At 73.0% G+C, this 19633-nt stretch carries 21 protein-coding genes; 2 read left to right on the top strand and 19 right to left on the bottom strand.

What is annotated here, in order from left to right; genetic code table 11:
• Positions 1–18: 18 nt before the first annotated feature.
• Positions 19–903 (top strand): Fpg/Nei family DNA glycosylase, encoded by an 885-nt coding sequence (locus ACNHYB_RS04990; protein ID WP_418277291.1) that lies wholly within the window; start codon positions 19–21, stop codon positions 901–903.
• Positions 904–909: 6 nt separating this feature from the next.
• Here the strand turns inward: ACNHYB_RS04990 and ACNHYB_RS04995 are convergent, their stop codons facing one another.
• The 11 genes from ACNHYB_RS04995 to rpsB all read right to left on the bottom strand — a co-directional run bounded on the left by ACNHYB_RS04995 (position 910) and on the right by rpsB (position 11662).
• On the bottom strand, positions 910–1803 hold the full coding sequence (locus ACNHYB_RS04995) for a GNAT family N-acetyltransferase (protein ID WP_418277292.1): 894 nt from the start codon (positions 1801–1803) through the stop codon (positions 910–912).
• 48 nt (positions 1804–1851) lie between these two features.
• Positions 1852–3015 (bottom strand): flavodoxin-dependent (E)-4-hydroxy-3-methylbut-2-enyl-diphosphate synthase, encoded by a 1164-nt coding sequence (ispG, locus tag ACNHYB_RS05000; protein ID WP_418277293.1) that lies wholly within the window; start codon positions 3013–3015, stop codon positions 1852–1854.
• A 92-nt stretch (positions 3016–3107) separates the two neighbouring features.
• The gene (locus ACNHYB_RS05005; RefSeq protein WP_418277294.1) at positions 3108–4373 is read right to left on the bottom strand and encodes a M50 family metallopeptidase; all 1266 of its coding nucleotides are present in this window, start codon (positions 4371–4373) and stop codon (positions 3108–3110) included.
• Positions 4374–4453: 80 nt separating this feature from the next.
• Positions 4454–5635 carry a 1-deoxy-D-xylulose-5-phosphate reductoisomerase gene (gene dxr, locus ACNHYB_RS05010; protein ID WP_418277295.1) on the bottom strand — a complete coding sequence of 394 codons (1182 nt, stop codon included), beginning with the start codon at positions 5633–5635 and terminating at the stop codon, positions 4454–4456.
• A gap of 25 nt (positions 5636–5660) precedes the next feature.
• The gene (locus tag ACNHYB_RS05015) at positions 5661–6182 is read right to left on the bottom strand and encodes a DivIVA domain-containing protein (RefSeq protein WP_418277297.1); all 522 of its coding nucleotides are present in this window, start codon (positions 6180–6182) and stop codon (positions 5661–5663) included.
• Positions 6183–6211: 29 nt separating this feature from the next.
• Positions 6212–7321 (bottom strand): 23S rRNA (adenine(2503)-C(2))-methyltransferase RlmN, encoded by a 1110-nt coding sequence (gene rlmN, locus ACNHYB_RS05020; RefSeq protein WP_418277997.1) that lies wholly within the window; start codon positions 7319–7321, stop codon positions 6212–6214.
• A 98-nt stretch (positions 7322–7419) separates the two neighbouring features.
• The gene (locus tag ACNHYB_RS05025; protein WP_418277298.1) at positions 7420–8250 is read right to left on the bottom strand and encodes a phosphatidate cytidylyltransferase; all 831 of its coding nucleotides are present in this window, start codon (positions 8248–8250) and stop codon (positions 7420–7422) included.
• On the bottom strand, positions 8250–8807 hold the full coding sequence (gene frr, locus ACNHYB_RS05030; RefSeq protein WP_418277300.1) for a ribosome recycling factor: 558 nt from the start codon (positions 8805–8807) through the stop codon (positions 8250–8252). The genes ACNHYB_RS05025 and frr overlap by 1 nt, the downstream gene beginning before the upstream one ends.
• A gap of 44 nt (positions 8808–8851) precedes the next feature.
• Complete coding sequence (gene pyrH / locus ACNHYB_RS05035) at positions 8852–9616, bottom strand: UMP kinase (protein ID WP_418277301.1); 765 nt, start codon at positions 9614–9616, stop codon at positions 8852–8854.
• 159 nt (positions 9617–9775) lie between these two features.
• On the bottom strand, positions 9776–10615 hold the full coding sequence (gene tsf / locus ACNHYB_RS05040) for a translation elongation factor Ts (RefSeq protein WP_418277302.1): 840 nt from the start codon (positions 10613–10615) through the stop codon (positions 9776–9778).
• Between the two features lie 81 nt (positions 10616–10696).
• Positions 10697–11662 (bottom strand): 30S ribosomal protein S2, encoded by a 966-nt coding sequence (gene rpsB / locus ACNHYB_RS05045; protein ID WP_418277303.1) that lies wholly within the window; start codon positions 11660–11662, stop codon positions 10697–10699.
• A 466-nt stretch (positions 11663–12128) separates the two neighbouring features.
• Between rpsB and ACNHYB_RS05050 the strand changes: the two genes are divergently transcribed.
• Entirely contained in the window at positions 12129–12836 is a 708-nt protein-coding gene (locus tag ACNHYB_RS05050) for a M23 family metallopeptidase (protein WP_418277304.1), read from the top strand.
• Between the two features lie 13 nt (positions 12837–12849).
• Here the strand turns inward: ACNHYB_RS05050 and ACNHYB_RS05055 are convergent, their stop codons facing one another.
• The 8 genes from ACNHYB_RS05055 to rplS all read right to left on the bottom strand — a co-directional run bounded on the left by ACNHYB_RS05055 (position 12850) and on the right by rplS (position 19502).
• Positions 12850–13794, bottom strand: coding sequence for a tyrosine recombinase XerC (locus tag ACNHYB_RS05055; protein ID WP_418277306.1), 945 nt, complete (start codon positions 13792–13794; stop codon positions 12850–12852).
• Positions 13795–13858: 64 nt separating this feature from the next.
• Positions 13859–15073 carry a DNA-processing protein DprA gene (dprA, locus tag ACNHYB_RS05060; RefSeq protein ID WP_418277307.1) on the bottom strand — a complete coding sequence of 405 codons (1215 nt, stop codon included), beginning with the start codon at positions 15071–15073 and terminating at the stop codon, positions 13859–13861.
• Positions 15066–16604, bottom strand: a complete 1539-nt coding sequence (locus tag ACNHYB_RS05065; protein WP_418277308.1) for a YifB family Mg chelatase-like AAA ATPase — start codon at positions 16602–16604, stop codon at positions 15066–15068. The genes dprA and ACNHYB_RS05065 overlap by 8 nt, the downstream gene beginning before the upstream one ends.
• Entirely contained in the window at positions 16604–16960 is a 357-nt protein-coding gene (locus ACNHYB_RS05070; protein WP_418277309.1) for a YraN family protein, read from the bottom strand. The genes ACNHYB_RS05065 and ACNHYB_RS05070 overlap by 1 nt, the downstream gene beginning before the upstream one ends.
• 132 nt (positions 16961–17092) lie before the next feature.
• Positions 17093–17392, bottom strand: a complete 300-nt coding sequence (locus tag ACNHYB_RS05075; protein WP_418277310.1) for a DUF2469 domain-containing protein — start codon at positions 17390–17392, stop codon at positions 17093–17095.
• 7 nt (positions 17393–17399) lie between these two features.
• The gene (locus ACNHYB_RS05080; protein ID WP_418277311.1) at positions 17400–18239 is read right to left on the bottom strand and encodes a ribonuclease HII; all 840 of its coding nucleotides are present in this window, start codon (positions 18237–18239) and stop codon (positions 17400–17402) included.
• Positions 18236–19024, bottom strand: coding sequence for a signal peptidase I (lepB, locus tag ACNHYB_RS05085; protein WP_418277312.1), 789 nt, complete (start codon positions 19022–19024; stop codon positions 18236–18238). Before lepB ends, ACNHYB_RS05080 begins: the two co-directional genes overlap by 4 nt.
• A gap of 121 nt (positions 19025–19145) precedes the next feature.
• A complete protein-coding gene (rplS, locus tag ACNHYB_RS05090) occupies positions 19146–19502 on the bottom strand; it encodes a 50S ribosomal protein L19 (protein WP_418277313.1) in 357 nt (118 codons plus the stop codon).
• Between the last annotated feature and the right edge of the window lie 131 nt (positions 19503–19633).

A 19633-nucleotide genomic window follows, 5' to 3' on the forward strand; every position in this document is an offset into this window, starting at 1 on the left:
GGCGAGGAGGATGGACCCATGCCCGAGCTTCCCGAGGTGCAGGGCCTCGCGACGTTCCTCGCCGAACGCCTGCGGGGCCGGACCGTGGTGGCCGCCGACGTCGCGCAGATCGCGGCGCTCAAGACGTACGACCCGCCCCTCGGCGCGCTCGTCGGGCGTACCGTGACCGGGGTCGCACGCCACGGCAAGTGGCTCGACGTCGACGCCGACGGCGTCCACCTGGTCTTCCACCTGTCGCGCGGCGGCTGGGTGCGCTGGTCGGAGCGGTCCCCGACGACACCGGTCCGTGCGCGCCTGGGGGGCGGCGGCGGTGGACGGGCTGCGACGCTCGCGCTCCGGGTACGCCTGGAGGACGCCTCCGGCCTCGACCTCACCGAGGCCGGGACGCGCAAGCGCCTCGCCGTCCACGTCGTCCGCGACCCGCAGGAGGTCGAGCAGGTGCGGACGCTCGGCGTCGACCCGCTCGGGGCCGACTTCGGCCCCGCCGTGCTGGGCGGTCTGATGCGGGCGAGGAACCAGCAGGTCAAGGGCCTGCTGCGGGACCAGCGGGTCATCGCCGGCATCGGGAACGCCTACTCCGACGAGATCCTCCACGTCGCGGGCACCTCGCCCTTCCGCCTCACGGGCACCTACGACGACGCCGACGTGGTCGTGCTGCACGAGGCGATCGTGTCGACGTTGAGCACCGCCGTGGCCGCGGCGTCGGGCCGGCCGGCCGCCGAGCTCAAGGACGCCAAGCGGGCCGGGATGCGGGTGCACGGACGAACCGGGCTCGAGTGCCCGGTGTGCGGCGACGTCGTCCGTGAGGTCAGCTTCGCCGACAGCTCCCTGCAGTACTGCCCCACCTGCCAGACGGACGGCAAGGTGCTCGCCGACCGGAGGCTGTCGCGCATCGTGCGCTGACCGTCCTCAGAACAGCACCGTGGCGAACGTCCCCACCTGCTCGAACCCGACCCTGCGGTAGGTCCGCAGCGCGGGGGCGTTGAAGGCGTTGACGTACAGCGAGACCGTCGGCGCGACGTGCTGCCGGGTCAGCGTGACCACCGCGGCCATGCCCGGGGCCGACAGTCCCCGGCCCCGCAGGAGCGGATCGACCCACACCCCCTGCACCTGCGCCACCTGCCCGGCCACCGCTCCGAGCTCCGCCTTGAAACCGATCATGGGCCGCCCCTGCGGGTCGGCGTCCACCCGGACGAAGGACCGCCCGTCGGCCATCAGCGAGCGGACCCTCGACGCATAGGCACCGCTCCCGCCGGACACCGGCGAGTACCCGACCTCCTCGGTGAACATGCGCACGCAGGCCGGCAGCACCAGGTCCAGCTCGGCAGGGTCGGAGCGGCGGACCCTCGCGTCGGGCTCCACGTCGGGGTCGCGGTCGATCATGAGCGACGGCTGGTCGGTGCGCACCTCCCGGGCGGGTGGCCAGACCCTGCTCAGCAGCTCCCAGAGCCGCAGGGCGACCTCCTTGTCGCCCACGATGGAGCTGGAACGCCGGCCCAGGTGGCGCGCCGACGCCGCGAAGGCGATCACGGCGTCGTCGCGCTCGGACCGGCTCAGCGTGGCGGGCACGACCGGCACGATGTTCGCCCCGGCCCAGCACACGGCCGCCAGGGGCCCCTCGGCAGGAAAGCCCCACAGCTGCCCGCCGGCGGCGGCGAGGCCGGCCCGGGAGGCGACGTCGACCCGGGATGCGGCCAGCACGGAGGACACGGGATCCACCTCGCACACGCGCCGCGCCTCGGCCAGGTCGGCGGCCGCCAGGACGCGGGCGGCGGCCGCCTCAGGGCCGCGGTCGGGCAGCACCCGCGGACCCCACGACGCCGGCCGCCAGCCCACCGTCCCTCGCCGCCGTCAGGACACCGACACGACGGGTGCACCCGCCTGGGCGTCGTTCTCGGGGGCGGGCATCGACTCGGCGATCCGCAGGGCCTCCTCGATGAGCGTCTCGACGATCATCGCCTCCGGAACGGTCTTGATCACCTCGCCCTTGACGAAGATCTGCCCCTTGCCGTTGCCCGAGGCGACGCCGAGGTCGGCCTCGCGGGCCTCCCCCGGTCCGTTGACGACGCAGCCCATCACGGCGACGCGCAGCGGGACCGTCATGCCCTCCAGACCAGCGGTCACCTTCTCGGCGAGCGTGTAGACGTCGACCTGGGCGCGCCCGCAGGACGGGCAGGAGACGATCTCCAGCTTGCGCTCGCGCAGGTTCAGCGACTGCAGGATCTGGATGCCGACCTTGACCTCCTCCACCGGCGGGGCCGACAGCGAGACCCGGATCGTGTCACCGATCCCCTGGCTGAGCAGGGCGCCGAACGCCGTGGCGGACTTGATCGTGCCCTGGAACGCGGGACCCGCCTCCGTCACACCCAGGTGCAGCGGCCAGTCGCCCCGCTGGGAGAGCAGCTCGTAGGCGCGCACCATCACGACGGGGTCGTTGTGCTTCACCGAGATCTTGAAGTCGTGGAAGTCGTGCTCCTCGAAGAGGCTCGCCTCCCAGACCGCCGACTCCACCAGCGCCTCCGGCGTGGGCCTGCCGTACTTCTCCAGCAGACGCTTGTCCAGCGACCCGGCGTTCACGCCGATCCGCAACGACGTGCCGTGGTCCTTCGCCGCCTGGGCGATCTCCTTGACCTGGTCGTCGAACTTCTTGATGTTGCCCGGGTTGACCCGCACCGCGGCACACCCCGCCTCGATCGCCGCGAAGACGTACTTCGGCTGGAAGTGGATGTCCGCGATCACCGGGATCTGCGACTTCCTGGCGATGATCGGCAGCGCGTCCGCGTCGTCCTGCGTCGGGCAGGCCACCCGCACGATGTCGCAGCCCGAGGCCGTCAGCTCCGCGATCTGCTGGAGCGTGCCGTTGATGTCCGTCGTCTTCGTCGTCGTCATGGACTGGACGCTGACGGGCGCGTCACCGCCGACGAGCACGTCACCGACCTTGATCTGGCGGGTCTTGCGGCGCGGGGCCAGCGTGGGCACGGGCGGTGCGGGCAGGCCGAGGTTCACAGCAGTCACGCGCCCAGTATCGCGCGTCCCGGCGACCTCGACACACCACGACCGGCATCGTCACCCGATCGTGGCCCCGACCCCCACGAGAACTTCACACCTCAGAACAGCCGGACGGGATCCACGACGTCGGCGACCATCAGGACCGCGCCCACCCCGATCAGCAGCACGAACACGACGTAGGCGACCGGCATCATCCGCGCCACGTCCGCCGGACCCGGCAGCGTCGCCCCCCGCACCCGGGCCACGGTGCGCCGAGCACCCTCGTACAGGGCGTTCACCACGTGGCCGCCGTCGAGCGGCAGGAGCGGGATGAGGTTGAACATGAACAGCGCGATGTTGAGCGAGGCCAGCAGCATGAGCATGAGCTGGACCCGTGCCAGCACCGAGTAGTCCTCGTTACCGGCCGTGTCGACGGCGGCCCGCCCGACACCGACCACGGACATCACCGAGTCCTGGGCGCGCGGTTCGTCGGTGAACGCCTGGTGGGCCGCGTCGTAGATGCGCACCGGCAGCGTGACGATCGCCCCCGCCGTGGCGGAGACCTGCATCCACACCGCCTGCGGCACCTCGGAGACCGGCTGCGCCTGGCGCTCCACCGCGGAGGTGACACCCAGCAGCGCGCCGTCGACCATCACGGGGTCGCCCGCGTCGTCCACGACCGGAAGGCCCTCGTCGTCGGTGAGCGGTCGCTCGGCGGGAACCGGCGTGACGTCCAGGGTCACCAGCTCCCCGTCCCGCTCGACCACCAGCGGCAACGTCTCGTCCGCGCGGTCGTTGACCATCCCGACGAGCTGCGACCAGTCCTCGACGGCGACGCCGTCGAAGGAGACGATCTCGTCCCCGGCCTCCACGCCCGCGCTCGCGGCGGCCGACCCGTCGCCCACGGACTCGACGGTGGTGGTCACCGTCGGCATCCCGATCCCGAGGAACACCACCGCGAGCAGCACCACGGCGATGACCAGGTTCATCACCGGCCCGCCGAGCATCACCACCAGCTTCTTCGGGGTCGACAGGTGGTAGAAGGCCCGGTGCTCCTCCCCCGGGCGGATCTCGCTCACGCTCGCGTCGCGGGCGTCGGCGATCACCTGGCCGAAGAAGCCCTGGCGCTGCCGGGCGCCGGCCGGGGCGGGCGGCATCATCCCGACGAGGCGGACGTACCCGCCCAGCGGGATCGCCTTGATCCCGTACTCGGTCTCCCCCCTGGTGCGTGACCAGAGGGTCGGTCCGAAACCGACCATGTACTCGCTGACCCGCACCCCGAACTTCTTCGCGGGGACCATGTGCCCCACCTCGTGCAGCGCGATGGAGACCAGGATGCCGAGCACCACGACGACGATGCCGACGACGACGGGAAGGATGTCCACGCCACGAGCCTAGGTCACGCGCGGCGGCTCTCCCCACAGGCCGTGGGCCGTCCTGCGGAGATGACGTGAAGGGATCGGCGTCAGGTGCGCGCCAGGAGGGCGTCGGCACGGCCGCGCGCCCACGCCTCGGCGGCCTCGACGGCCTCCAGCGTCACCTCGGACGCCGCGACGCCGTCGTGCTCGGCCAGCACCCGTTCGACCGTGTCCACGATGTCGAGGAACCCGATCCGGCCCGCCAGGAACGCCGCCACGCCCTGCTCGTTGGCCGCGTTGTACACCGCCGGGTGGGTCCCCGACGCCGACGCCGCGGCGCGCGCGAGGCCCACCGCCGGGAACGTGGCGTCGTCGAGCGGCTCGAACGTCCAGCTCGCCGCCTGCGACCAGTCGCACGGCGGCGAGACGACGTCGAGGCGATCCGGCCACGACAGGCCCAGCGCGATGGGGAGCCGCATGTCCGGCGGAGAGGCCTGGGCGATCGTGGAGCCGTCGTGGAACTCGACCATGGAGTGGACCACCGACTGCGGGTGCACGACGACGGTGATGTCGTCGGTCGGGACGTCGAACAGCAGGTGCGCCTCGATGAGCTCGAGCCCCTTGTTCATCAACGAGGCGGAGTTCACCGTGACCACGGGCCCCATCGCCCAGGTCGGGTGGGCGAGCGCCTGCTCGGCCGTCACCGGCTCGATCTGGTCCCGCGTGCGCCCCCGGAACGGCCCGCCGGAGGCGGTCAGCACGATCCGGCGGACCTCCTCGGCCCGGCCGCCACGCAGCGCCTGGGCGATCGCCGAGTGCTCGGAGTCGACGGGGACGATCTGGTCGGGTGCCGCCGCCGCCCTGACCAGCGGGCCGCCCACCACGAGCGACTCCTTGTTGGCCAGCGCCAGCGTGGAGCCGCCGTGCAGGGCCGCCAGCGTCGGGCGCAGGCCCACCGAGCCGGTCATCCCGTTGAGCACGACGTCGGCCCCGCGTCCGGCCAGCTCGGTGGCGGCGTCAGGACCCGCCAGCACCTCGACCTCGGCCGCACGAGGGCCGAGGCGCGCGGCGAGCGCGGCCACCAGGTCGTCACGACGGGAGGCGTCCGCCACGGCCACCGACCGTGCGCCGAGCAGGTCCACCTGGGCGGCGAGGAGCTCGACGTCCGCCCCGCCGGCAGCCAGCGCCTCGACGCGGAACCGGCCCGGGTGGGACGTCACGACGTCGATCGCCTGGGTCCCGATGGAACCGGTGGAGCCGAGCAGGGTCACGGAACGGGGCGCACTCATGCCGCCATCCAACCAGGCCCGGACGTCACTCGACGCCGAGGAGCACCTCGATGGCCCGGGCCAGGAACTTGTCCACGGACGCCTCGGCGTAGGCCTCGGTGCCCTTGGCACGGCCGAAGGTCGCCGAGCGCAGCTCGGCGGCCGTCAGCGGCTCCTGACGGTCGAAGTAGCCGACCAGGCGGTCGCAGATCGCGTCGACGTCGTCGATGTCGTAGCCCTGCTGTCCCCGCTCGGCAGGGGCGAACTTCTGGCCGTCGCGGCGCCCGAGACGGCCGTACAGCGTGCGCGCCCGCTCGGCGAGCGCGCCCATCCACGCCTCCTGGCCGTGCTGGTTGACGAACTCCGCGCGCTGGCGGGCGATGAACGCACCCTCCAGGCGGTCGAGGGCGGCGTCGACCTCGTGGGTGTTGTAGCCCCCGCGGACCAGCTCGAAGGTCGAGGTCGCGATGTCCGCGTTCGTCATCGGCTCCGGGGTCCGACCCTCGTAGGCCTGACGGGCGTGGTCGAAGAAGTCGTCGACCTCGTCAGGGTCGTACCCGTTGCGCATCTTCGACACGGTGGAAAAGAGCGTGCTGCTCACTCGTCGTCGTCCTCCTCGGCGGCCAGCTGCCCGCAGGCGCCGTCGATGTCGCTCCCACGGGTGTCACGGATCGTGGTCGGGATACCGTGCCCGCGCAATCGTGCCACGAACTCGTCCTCGACGGAACGCTCGCTCGCGGTCCAGATCGACCCGGGCGTCGGGTTCAGCGGGATCGGGTTGACGTGGACCCAGCCGCGGCCGCGCTCGTTGAGCTTGCGCCCGAGCAGGTCGGCACGCCAGGCGTGGTCGTTCATGTCCTTGATCAGCGCGTACTCGATGGACACGCGCCGACCCGTCACCTCGAAGTAGTGCCGCGCGGCGTCGAGCACCTCGTCCACGCTGAAGCGGGTGTTGATCGGGACGAGCTCGCTGCGCAGGTCGTCGTCGGGGGCGTGCAGGCTCAGCGCGAGCGTCACCGGGACGCCCTCGTCCGCGAGGCGGCGCATCGCCGGCACCAGACCGACCGTCGAGACCGTGATGTTGCGCGCCGACATGCCCAGCCCGTCGGGCTGCGGCGCGACCAGCGTGCGCACCGTCTCCATGACGGCCCGGTAGTTCGCCAACGGCTCGCCCATCCCCATGAACACCAGGTTGTTGAGCCGGGCCGGTCCCCCGGGGATCTCCCCGCGGTCCAGGGAGCGGAACGCGGCGCGGACCTGCTCGACGATCTCCGCGGTCGACAGGTTCCGGGTCAGCCCCAGCTGCCCGGTCGCGCAGAACGGGCAGGCCATGCCGCAGCCCGCCTGCGACGACACGCACAGCGTGGTGCGGTTCGGGTAGCGCATCAGCACCGACTCGACCCGGGCGTCGTCGAAGAGGTGCCACAGGGTCTTGACCGTCGTGCCGCCGTCCGCCTCCAGGCGTCGCGTCGGGCGGATGAGCTCGGGGAACATGGTGCCGGCGAGCTGCTCGCGCGTGGCCTTGGGCAGGTCCGTCATCTCGGCGGGGTCCGAGGTGAAGTGCGTGAAGTAGTGGTTCGCGAGCTGCTTGGCCCGGAACGGCTTGTCCCCCATCGCGACCACCGAGGCCCGGCGCTCCTCCGGCGACAGGTCGGCGAAGTGCTTCGGCGGCTTGCCGCGACGGCGCGGTGCCATCTGCAGCGGCATCGGCGCCGTCTCGTCGGACGGCCGGACGGCGGGCACGCCGAGCTCGGTGGTCGAGCCGGTCGGTGCGTTCGGGTGTGCCATGAGGGGTCTCCTTCGGCTCAGACTGTCGCGGCCAGGACGAGGTAGACGAACGGCACGGTGATGACCAGGGAGTCGAGCCGGTCGAGCACGCCCCCGTGTCCAGGTAGCAAGGATCCCATGTCCTTGAGGTCGAGGTCGCGCTTGATGAGGGACTCGGCGAGGTCGCCGAGCGTGGCCGTCACCGCCGTCAGCACTCCGAGCGCCACGCCGAGCCACCACGGGGCGTCGAGGACGAAGACCGCTCCGACCACACCGACGGCCACGGCGAGCGCCACGGACCCGAACAGCCCCTCCCAGCTCTTCTTGGGGCTGATCGAGCGTGCCAGCGGGTGCCGGCCGAAGATCACGCCCGCGACGTAGCCGCCGACGTCGTTCGCGACGGCGAGCAGCACGAAGAGCACCACCCGCAGCTCGCCGTTCGGCTGATCGAGGATCAGCAGGACGAACCCGGCCAGGAACGGCAGGTACGTCGCGGCGAAGATCCCCGCCGAGGCGTCCCGCAGCGCGCGCGGGCCGGACCCGTCCAGGACGCGCCAGACGACGACGGCGCCCACCGTCAGCACGAAGGCGACCAGCAGGGCCTCGGGCCCGGCCACGAACGCCGAGACCGACATCCCGGCCCCGCCCACCACGAGCGGGGTCAGCGGGATGTGGATGTCACGCCGGGCGAACGCCGAGCGCAGCTCCCACAGCGCCGCGCTCTGCGCCACGACGACGAGGGCCACGAAGGGCTCCGGTCGGAACCACAGGGACGCACCGAGGAGCAGCAGCAGCCCGACCCCGACCGCGACCGCCGCCGGCAGGTTGCGGCCGGCGCGGGACGTGCGCGGGGCGTCGACGGAAGACATCAGACCTCGAGCAGCTCGTTCTCCTTGCCGACGAGGAGCTGGTCGACCAGGTCGACGTGCTTCTTGGTGAGGGACTCGAGCTCCTTCTCCGCCCGGGAACCCTCGTCCTCGCCGACCTCGCCGTCCTTGACCAGCCGGTCGATCTGCTCCTTGGCCTTGCGGCGCACACCGCGCACCGAGATGCGGGCGTCCTCCGCCTTGGTCTTGGCGAGCTTGACGTAGTCGCGGCGGCGCTCCTCCGTCAGCGTCGGCATGACGATCCGGATGGCGTTGCCGTCGTTGGACGGGTTCACGCCCAGGTCGGACTCGCGCAGCGTCTTCTCGATCGCCGGCATCGAGCTCTTGTCGAACGGGGAGATCAGCACCGTGCGCGCGTCCGGGATGTTGAACGACGCCAGCTGCTGCAGCGGCGTCGGCGCCCCGTAGTAGTCCACGTGCAGGGAGGCGAACATGCCTGAGTTCGCACGGCCGGTGCGGATCCCCGCGAACTGCTCCTTGGCGACCTCGATCGCCGTGTCCATCTTCTCCTCGGCCTCGAGGAGGGTGTCGTCGATCACCCGGTGCTCCTTGTGTTCGTCGCTGTCTGGTGGGTAGAAGTCGCTCAGCGGGTCGTGATCGAGGTGCCGATCTTGTTCCCGAGCAGTGCACGGGTCACGTTACCGGTCTCCTCGAGACCGAAGACGCGCATGCGCACCTCGTTGTCGCGGCACAGCGCGAGCGCGGTGTCGTCCATCACGCCCAGACGCTGCACGAGCGCCTCGGTGTAGGTCACGTGCTCCAGGCGCTGCGCGTCGGGGTCCACGCGCGGGTCCGCGGAGTAGACGGCGTCGACACCGTTCTTGCCCATCAGGACCTCGTCGCAGTGGGTCTCCAGCGCGCGCTGCACGGCGACCGTGTCGGTGGAGAAGTACGGCATGCCGGCGCCGGCGCCGAAGATCACCACGCGCCCCTTCTCGAGGTGGCGGATGGCACGCAGCGGGATGTAGGGCTCGGCAACCTGGCCCATCGTGATGGCCGTCTGCACGCGGGTCTTGATGCCGTCCTGCTCCAGGAAGTCCTGCAGCGCGAGGCAGTTCATCACCGTGCCGAGCATGCCCATGTAGTCGGCCCGGGCCCGGTCGAGCCCGGCACGGGACAGCTCCGCGCCGCGGAAGAAGTTGCCGCCGCCGACGACGATCGCCACCTGCACACCCTGGCGGACCGCCTCACCGATCTCCTGGGCCACCCGCCGCACGACGTCGGTCGCCAGGCCGACGCTGCCGCCGCCGAAGGTCTCGCCGGAGAGCTTCAACAGGACACGGCGGGTGTCAGCGCCCTTGACCGGGAGGTCCGCGGCCGCCGGCTGGGTCTGGTCGATCTGGGTCATGACACCGTCCATCTCTGTGAGCCCGGGCTCTCCGCCCGGAACGAGGTCTCCTGGCGCATCCTGGCACCGGATGCGCTGCTCCGCCCACCCAGCACGGCGGCCGGGAGCGCGCATGCGACGGCCCGGCCGCACCCGTGGGTGCGACCGGGCCGTGACGCGTCAGTTGCCGACGCGGAAGCGGACGAAGCCGAGCAGGTTGCCACCGGTGGCGGCGACGTGCTTGCCGACCGTCGTCTTGGTGTCCTTCGCCAGGGGCTGGTCGACGAGGACGGCGTCCTTGAAGAAGCCGTTCAGACGACCCTCGACGATCTTCGGCAGCGCGGCCTCGGGCTTGCCCTCGGCGATCGACACCTCGCGGGCGATCTCGCGCTCCTTGTCGACGACGTCGGCCGGGACGTCCTCGCGGGTCAGGTAGCGCGGCGCCAGCGCGGCGACGTGCTGGGCGACGTCCTTCGCGGCGGCCTCGCCGGCCTCGTCGGTGACGACGAGGACACCGATCGACGGCGGGAGGTCCTTGGCCGTCTTGTGCAGGTAGGCCGTCACCTTCGGGCCCTCGACGCGTGCGGCACGACGCAGGACGATCTTCTCGCCCATCGTCGCACCCTGGGCGGCGACGAGGTCGCCCACGGTGCCGTCACCGGCCGGCGCGGCCAGCGCGGCGTCGAGGTCGGCGGCACCGGCGGCCGCGACGGCCTCCAGGACGGAGTCGGCCAGCGCGATGAACTGGTCGTTCTTCGCGACGAAGTCCGTCTCGGAGTTCAGCTCGATCATCGTGGCCGACTGCCCGGCGTCGCCGTCCACGACCTTGACGGCCACCAGGCCCTCGGAGGTGGCGTTGCCCTCGCGCTTGGCGGCGCGGGCGAGGCCCTTCTTGCGGATGATCTCGATGGCCTTCTCGGCGTTGCCGTCGGCCTCGTCGAGCGCCTTCTTGACGTCGAGCATGCCGGCACCGGTGCGCTCGCGCAGGGCCTTGATGTCAGCGGCGGTGTAGTTCGCCATGGGTGGTGTCCTCCGTGCTGGGATGTCGATAAGCGGTGAGCGGTGCGGGCCGGCCCGCCAGGGGCCGGCCCGCACCGGGGATCACTCGGACTTCGCGTCGGCCTCGTCGGCGGCCGGAGCGGCCTCGGCAGCCGGGGTCTCCTCGGCGGCGGGAGCCTCCTCGGCGGCCGGAGCGGCCTCGGTCGCCTCGGCGGCCGGAGCAGCCTCGGTGGTCTCGGCAGCCGGAGCAGCGTCGGTGGGCTCCGCGGCCTCGGCAGCCGGAGCGGCCTCGGTCGCCTCGGCACCGGCGAGGAGCTCGCGCTCCCACTCGGCCAGCGGCTCGGCCTCGTCCGTGGTCGACTCGCCCTTCTTGCCCGACGCGCGCTGCATCAGGCCCTCCGCGACGGCGTCCGCGATGACACGGGTCAGCAGCGTGACGGAACGGATCGCGTCGTCGTTGCCGGGGATCGCGTAGTCGACGTGGTCGGGGTCGCAGTTGGTGTCCAGGATCGCGACGACGGGGATGCCCAGCTTGCGCGCCTCGTTGACGGCCAGGTGCTCCTTGTTGGTGTCCACGATCCAGACCGCCGACGGGGTCTTGGCCATGTCCCGGATGCCGCCGAGCGTGCGCGCGAGCTTGTCCTTCTCGCGACGCAGGACGAGCAGCTCCTTCTTCGTCAGGGACGAACCCGCGACGTCGTCGAAGTCGATCTCCTCGAGCTCCTTGAGGCGCTGCAGACGCTTGTGCACGGTCGAGAAGTTGGTGAGCATGCCACCGAGCCAGCGGTGGTTCACGTACGGCATGCCGACGCGCGAGGCCTGCTCCGCGACGGGCTCCTGCGCCTGCTTCTTGGTGCCGACGAACAGGATGCTGCCGCCGTGGGCGACGGTCTGGCTGACGAACTCGTAGGCACGGTCGATGTACGACAGCGACTGCTGCAGGTCGACGATGTAGATGCCGTTGCGCTCCGTGAAGATGAAGCGCTTCATCTTCGGGTTCCAACGGCGGGTCTGGTGCCCGAAGTGGACACCGCTCTCGAGGAGCTGGCGCATGGTCACGACGGCCATGACGATTCCTTTCACCGCGAGGCCCGGGATCGACCCGGTGCGCACGCGCGTCGGGCGACCGCCCCGGGAGTCCCTGGGCCGGTCGCACACTCGGTTGTCGGTGCCGGGCATCTGACCTGGCACCCCTGGCGTCACACCGACCGGCACCGCACCCGTCGAGGGGGCGGACCGCTGCCGATCGTGATCGCGCCGAGGACCCGGGGGCCGCACGGCGCGCACGTGACGCGCGATGTCGACCTGACGCCCCACCTCCACGGCACACCGGGGCGGACCCGGAGGAAGACGAGAGGGTGGACACGACTGGTCGCACGGGCGAGTCTACCCGACCGGGCAACGGCGCGGCACCGGCCGTCGCGGGCCGATGACGTGGCGTTGAGCACGATGCCCGGCCCGTGGACCGCGCCGGGGGTCCACAGGTGCCGACCTGGCTCGGTGGGCTCGTGCCCCAGCATGTCAGCCTGCCGTCATGACCCCTCCGACCGGCCCGACCCGCCCGTGTCCCACCCGACGTCTCAGCTCGCTGTGCAAGCCGCTGCGCAACAGCCTGCGCAACCCCCTGCGCAACCCGCTGTGCGATTCGCTGTGCGATTCGGGGCGAGGCGCACGGCGGACCGCGCGGCCCGCCGTGCGCCGCGTCCTCGCCCAGGTCGTCGCGGTCGTCGTCGTGGCCGTCGCCGTGGCCGTCGCCGTCCCCTCACTCACGACGGGCGCGGCGGCGTGGTCCGCGCCCGCGGGCACCGAGGCGGCGCTCGGCGCCGCCGTCTCCGAGGACTGGCGGCCCCCGACCGCCGGTGAGGTCGTGCGACCGGCCGACCTGCCGGCGCAGCCCTGGGCACCGGGCCACCGCGGGATCGACCTCGCCGCGAGCGCCGGCAGCGCCGTCGTCGCGCCGGCGCCCGGCACCGTGACCTTCGCGGGCCAGGTCGCAGGACGACCCGTGGTGGTGATCTCCCACGGCGCGCTGCGCTCGAGCCTCGAACCCGTCGAGGCGACCGTGGACGTGGGCACCGTCGTCGGGGCGGGTGATCGTGTCGGCACGGTCGTCGAGTCCCCCGCGTCCCACTGCTCCCCCGGGTCCTGCCTGCACTGGGGGGTTCGTCGCGGCGAGGTCTACCTCGACCCCGCCACGCTGCTGGGCCGGGCCGAGCCGATCGTGCTGCTCCCCGCCGGATGAGCCGGCGGGCGCCTCACGCCCGGGGGAAGGCCTGCTGGAACACCGCCCGGAGCCGCTCGGCGTCCACGTGCGTGTAGCGCTGTGTCGTGCCGAGGTCCGCGTGCCCCAGCACCTCCTGCACGGACCGCAGGTCCGACCCCCCGGCGAGCAGGTGCGTCGCCGCCGAGTGGCGCAGCGCGTGCGGCGCGACGTCGTCCACGCCCGCAGCGGCGGCCAGCGCGTGGACCGCCTCACGGGCCTGCCGCTGCCCCCAGCGTCCGCCTCGGTCCCCGAGGAACAGCGCGGGGGGCGAGTCCGCCCGGACCAGCTCGGCCCTCCCCTGTGACGTCCACGCGGCGAGCGCCCGGGCGGCGGGGACCCCGAAGGGGACCACACGTTCCTTGCCGCCCTTGCCCAGGACCCGCACCAGCCGGTCGGTCGCGTCGAGGTCACCCAGGTCGACCGCCACCAGCTCACCCACCCGCACGCCCGAGCCGTAGAGGAGCTCGGCCGCGGCCCACGACCGCAGGGCGGCCGGGCGATGTTCCGCCGGCGCCTCGTCCGCGGTCCGCGCCGCGACGTCGAGCAGGCGTGCCGCCGCCGTCGTGGAGAGCACGGTGGGCAGCGACCGGGGGATCTTCGGGCTCGCGAGCCGCACGGACGGGTCGACGGCGATCAACCCGTCCCGCTGGGCCCAGCGCAGGAAGGCCCGCGCGGCGGCGCCCCGGCGCGACAGGGTCGCGCGCGACAGCCCGCGGTCCGCCTGATGGCCGAGCCAACCACGCAGCAGGGTCAGGTCGATCTGCTCGAGGGAGGCGGCTCCGTGCCGGTGGGCGTAGCGCAGGAGTCCGGTGACGTCGGCCCGGTAGGCGCGGCGGGTGTGGGCCGAGTGGCCCTGCCGCACCTCCAGGTGGCGCGTGAACGCGTCCACCGCGGTGACGAACGCGGTGGGCAGCGGCGGGACGTCCGGATCCGACATCATCGACATACTGCCGCGGCGCCGGGCCGTGACCCCGCAGGTCGCGCGGCGTTTCGCATCCGGCTCAGGAACCGCGCACCCACCGCGCACCGTCGCGACGCGCCAGCCCCCGGCGTTCGAAGGACCCCAGCAGGGTCATCACCCGGCGCGGAGCAAGCCCGGCCGAGGCCGCCACGGAGTCGGTCGTGGCCCCCGACCTGACCGGCAGCGCGTCCCACAGCATCCGCTCGTCAGGGTCGAGACCGTCCCGCGGCCCGACCGGTGCGGACCTCTCCGCCGCGGCGGCGTCGTCACCCATCGCGCCAGCGAGCTCGGCGACGTCCTCCGCTCCCGTCACGCAGACCGCCGCGCCGTCACGCAGCAGCGCGTGACAGCCGGCCGAGGCCATCGAGGTCACCGGACCCGGCACGGCGCCGACCGGCCGGTGGAGCTGGACGGCGTGCCGGGCGGTGGACAGCGCGCCCGAGCGGTGGGCGGCCTCGACCACGACCGTGGCACCCGTCAGCGCGGCGATGAGACGGTTGCGGGCCAGGAACCGTTGGCGGAACGGCGCCGAGCCCGGCGGCACCTCGCTGAGGACCGTCCCGGTGGCGAGCACCTGACGCAGCAGGTCGTCGTTGCCCTGCGGGTAGAAGCGGTCGACGCCACCGGCCATGACCGCGCAGGTGACGCCCTCGGCGGCCAGGGCACCGGAGTGCGCGGCCGCGTCGATCCCGTACGCACCGCCGGAGACCACGGCGAAACCACGGTCCACGAGCCCGCAGGCCAGGTTCGCGGCGACCCGCTCCCCGTAGGCGGTCGAGGCCCGCGCCCCGACCAGGGCGACGGACCGTCGGGCCCAGGTGGACAGGTCCGCGTTCCCGCGCACCCACAGGGCGAACGGCGCGGCGGCACCGAGGCCGGCCAGACCGTCCGGCCATCGCTCGTCGCCCGGGACCAGGAGCGTTCCCTCGCAGCGCTCCAGGACCCGCAGCTCGCGCCGCGGGTCGAGACTGCCCAGCCGTGGCGCCCACCGTGCCACCGCCTGGGCGAGGCGTTCGGCGGACGCCGGTCGGACGCCGGCGAGGTCTGCGACAGGGACCTGCGACGGGTCGCGCGCGGCGTCGACCAGCCAGGCCAGCGCCTCGACGACACCGAGGTGGCCGACGAGAGCCCCGGCGACCGGGTCCCCCGGCTCGGCGATCCGGCTCCAGGCCGCGGCCGCCAGGCGCGGGTCGTCGCCGTCGAAACGCAGGCCCGGCGTCCCGGTGGACGCGAGGGTGAAGAGTGCCTCAGCCACGCTGGTCCCCCGTCCTGAACACGACGGCCGCGTCGACGTCGTCCCCCACCGGCACACCCCGACCGTCCAGCTCGGCGATCGTCCACGCGACCCGCAGGATCCGGTCGGCGCCGCGCAGCGACAGGGTTCCCGCGTCGATCTGCCGTTCCAGCCGGCCCAGCACGCCCGGCTCACCGCGCAGCCTGGAGCGCAGCCACGGACCTGGCAGCTCCGCGTTCGTGCTCCACGGCGTGCCGGCGAGCCGTTCGCGCGCAGCCGCACGGGCAGCGGCCACCCGGGCGCCGACCACCACCGAGGACTCCCCCGAGGACGCGAGCGCCCGCTCCGCCCGGGTCGGCTGGTCCAGCCGCACGTGCAGGTCGATCCGGTCCAGAAGCGGTCCGGACAACCTGCCGAGGTAGCGGCGCCGGGCCAGGGGCGCGCACCCGCACGCCAGTCCGGCGTCGGTGGCCGCCATGCCGCAGGGGCACGGGTTCGCCGCGAGCACCAGCTGGAAGCGGGCGGGATAGCGCGTGGCCCCGCCGGTGCGGTGCAGCACCAGCTCCCCGGACTCCAGGGGCTGCCGCAGCGTCTGCAGCACCCGTGGAGTGAACTCCGGCGCCTCGTCGAGGAACAGCACACCGCGATGGGCGCGCGAGACGGCCCCGGGACGAGCCGTCCCGGAGCCACCCCCGACGATCGCGGCGGGCGTCGCGGTGTGGTGGGGGTCCTCGAAGGGCGGCCTGCGCAGCAGCCCCGCACCGGGATCGAACGTGCCCGCCACCGAGTGGACCCCGGTCACCTCCACGGCCTCGGCGTCGGTGAGGTCCGGCAGGATCCCCGGCAGCCGGGCGGCGAGCATCGTCTTGCCCGCTCCCGGCGGGCCCACCATGAGCAGGTGGTGGCCGCCGGACGCGGCGATCTCCAGGGCCAGGCGCGCCTCGTGCTGACCGAGGACGTCCGCGAGGTCGCCGACCGGCCGCCTGACGTGCTCGGGCGGCGGCAGGACGACCGGCTCCGCGGTGCCGGTGAACCTCGGCTCGCCGCCGTGGAACCGCACCACGTCCGCGAGGTGGGCCGCCCCCACGACCCGCGCCCCGGGCACGAGCCGCGCCTCGGCGGCGTCCGCGGAGGCCACGACGACGTCGGTGTAGCCCGCACCCACGGCCGCGGCGACGGCCGGGAGGACACCATGCACGGGTTGGAGCCTGCCGTCGAGCCCGAGCTCGGCGAGATGGACGACACGGTCGAGTCCGGACGACGGCAGCTGCCGGTGCCCGGCCAGCACGGCCACCGCGACGGCGAGGTCGAAGCCCGAGCCGGACTTGCGCAGGGACGCCGGCGACAGGTTCACGGTGATCTTGCGGTGCGGCCACTCGATGCCCGTGGAGAGCACCGCGGCCCGGACGCGGTCCCGTGACTCCGCGAGCGCCGCGTCCGGCAGGCCGACCAGGCTGAACCCGGGGACCGAGGCGGCGAGCTGCGCCTGCACCTCGACGACGTGCCCCTCCATGCCGCGCAGGGCGACGGCGGCGGTGGTGGCGTAGCTCATCAGCTCACCCCGACGAGGTGCTCGACCTGCGCGGCGCCCGAGCGCGGCAGGACGACCGCCACCACGTCGATCCGCACCTCGGCCCAGGAGCCGGGGTGCTCGTGGAGCCACTGGCCGGCCAGGCGGCGCAGCCGCCGCAGCTTGGCGGGGGTGACGGCCTCGGCGGGGTGGCCGTAGCCGGTGCCGCGCCGGGTCTTCACCTCGACGACGACGAGCGTGCGGCCCTGCCGGGCGACGAGGTCGACCTCCCCGGTGTCGCCCCGCCAGTTGCGGTCCAGCACCTCCAGGCCCTGGGCGGCCAGGTACCGCTCCGCCAACCGTTCCCCGTACCGTCCCACGGCGTCCTTCGCCCGCATGAGAACCACCTCCGCGCCACAGCCTGGCGGCGGTGGACGGTGGCGGGCCGAGGACAGGCGTGGTCCTGGGGACGCCCCTGACCTGTGGGCGGCCGTGCAGCCCTGGGGCGCGGTGATGCGACCCCGGTCCACTCAGAGCGCGATGTCGGCCTTCGCCAGCTCCTCAACGTTGACGTCCTTGAACGTCACGACCCGCACGGACTTCACGAACCGGGCGGACCGGTAGACGTCCCACACCCAGGCGTCCGAGAGCCGGAGCTCGAAGTACACCTCACCGGCCGCGGACCGCACCTGGAGGTCGACCTGGTTCGCCAGGTAGAACCGTCGTTCGGTCTCCACCACGTACGAGAAAAGTCCCACCACGTCGCGGTACTCGCGGTAGAGCGCGAGCTCCATCTCGTTCTCGTAGTTCTCGAGGTCCTCTGTGCTCACGCGGCCATCATCCCACCCGCGAGCCGAGCGACACGTCGGCGTCCGTCGTCGACTCCAGCGTCACGACCTCGGCGACGCCCGGAGCACCGGGGCCGGGAACGTCCGTGGCGGACGCACCGGCGCCGGGTGTGTCGGTGGTGGGCGCGTCGTCGAGCACGCGCAGGTTCCAGGAGCGTCGGTGCTGCGGCGTCGGACCGAGCCGGCGCAGCGCGTCCAGGTGCGCCGGCGCCGAGTAGCCCTTGTTCTGCTCCCACGCGAAGTGGGGGTACTGGGCCGCCAGACGCCGCAGCAGACCGTCGCGCTCGACCTTCGCGAGCACGCTCGCCGCCGCCACGGACGAGCACTGCAGGTCCGCCTTGACCAGGGTGCGCACCCCGGGCTCGGGGGCGTCGAGTCCGGCACCGGGATCGAGCGCGGCAGCCTCGAAGAGGTCGGCGTGCGGGCGGCTGAGCCAGTCGTGGGAGCCGTCCAGCAGGACGACGTCCACGTCGCCCAGCGTGCGCCGGACCTGGGACAGCGCCCGGCGCCCGGCGAGCCGCAGCGCGGCCACGATCCCGTGCGCGTCGATCTCGGCAGGTCCGGCGTGGCCGACGGCCCAGGCCAGCGCCCAGCCCCGCAGCGGGCCGATCATCGCCTCCCGGGCGGCGGGCGACAACAGCTTGGAGTCCGTCAGGCCACGCGGTGCGGTGCGGGTCGAGGCGTCGACGACCACCAGCCCCACGCTGACCGGCCCGGCGAGCGCACCGCGCCCGACCTCGTCCATGCCGCCGACGAGACGTGCGCCCTCGGCGAGCAGGGCCCGCTCGGTGCGCAGGGTGGGGCTGCGGCGGCGTCCGACGACCGTCATGGTGCGGGCACGTCGGCGAACACGTCGCCCGGGTTGCGCAGGAGCTGGGCGTCCGCGAAGGGCCACACGATGACGAAGGTGCTGCCCACGACGTTGTCCATCGGGACGAACCCGCCACCCGGGTTGCCCGTGTTGTAGCGGGAGTCCTTGGAGTGCTGACGGTTGTCGCCGAGGACGAAGACCATGTCCTCGGGCACGGTCGCCGAGAACTCGATCTCGCTGGGGATGGCGCCCGCCGCCAGGTACTCGGACTCGTCGATCGCGACGCCGTTCACCATGACCCGGCCCTCGGCGTCGCAGCACTCGACGGTGTCGCCCGGCAGGCCGATGACCCGCTTGATGAGGTGCTCGCCGGTGTCCTGCGGGAGCAGCCCCACGAAGGTCGCGGCGTCGCGCAGCGCGTTGCCCACGGGGCCCCGGTCCTCCTCCTGGTAGGGCGGCAGCCACCCGCCCGGGTCCTTGAACACCACGATGTCGCCACGGTGGACGTCGAAGGCGTCGGGCACCAGGCGGGAGACCATCACCCGGTCGCCCACCTGGAGGGTGTCCTCCATCGATCCGCTCGGGATGTAGAAGGCCTGCACCAGGAAGGTCTTGATGATCCAGGACAGCACCAGCGCCGAGATCAGGATGATCGCGGTCTCGCGCAGGAGGCTCAGCCCGCGGCTCCCCTGCGGCTCCGGGTGGACCGCAGCGTGCGCGGGCGGCATCCCGGCGCGCGCGCCGTCGTCCGCCCGACCAGCCGGGTCGTCGCCGTCGGACCAGGGGCCGCTCGAGGAAGTCACGGGATCGGAGTCTGCCACGAGCACACCTTCCCACGAGCCGCACACGGCGGCGAAACGCCGACGGGCGGCCCCTCCGTGGAGGGACCGCCCGTCGGTGCGGCGGCGCTGCGGCCGCCTCGGATCACTTGGCCGGGGTCTCGCGCTTCTCGCGGATCTTGGCCTTCTTGCCGCGGAGCTTGCGCAGGTAGTAGAGCTTGGCGCGGCGGACGTCACCACGGGTGACGACCTCGACCGACTCGATCGTCGGGGCGTGCACCGGGAAGGTGCGCTCGACGCCGACGCCGAAGCTGATCTTGCGGACGGTGAACGTGGCGCCGATGCCGCCGTTGCGGCGGGCGATCACGACACCCTGGAACGCCTGGACACGGGAGCGGCTGCCCTCGATGACCTTGACGTTGACCTTCACGGTGTCACCGGCACGGAAGTCCGGGATGTCGGAACGCAGTGCGTCTGCGTCGACGAAGTCGAGCGTCTTCATGGTTTCTCCCCGCCCTGCCACAGGTCAGCGCAAGCTCTGGGGCCCGTGCGACGGCGCGGGCCGGATGTCGTCGAAGGTGGTGCGCCGGCACTCGGCCCGATGGTCTCCCCTGTGGCAGAGTCCGGGCTGCG

It is taken from the genome of Isoptericola jiangsuensis (assembly GCF_048320105.1).
GTDB classification, from domain to species: Bacteria; Actinomycetota; Actinomycetes; order Actinomycetales; family Cellulomonadaceae; genus Isoptericola; species Isoptericola jiangsuensis_A.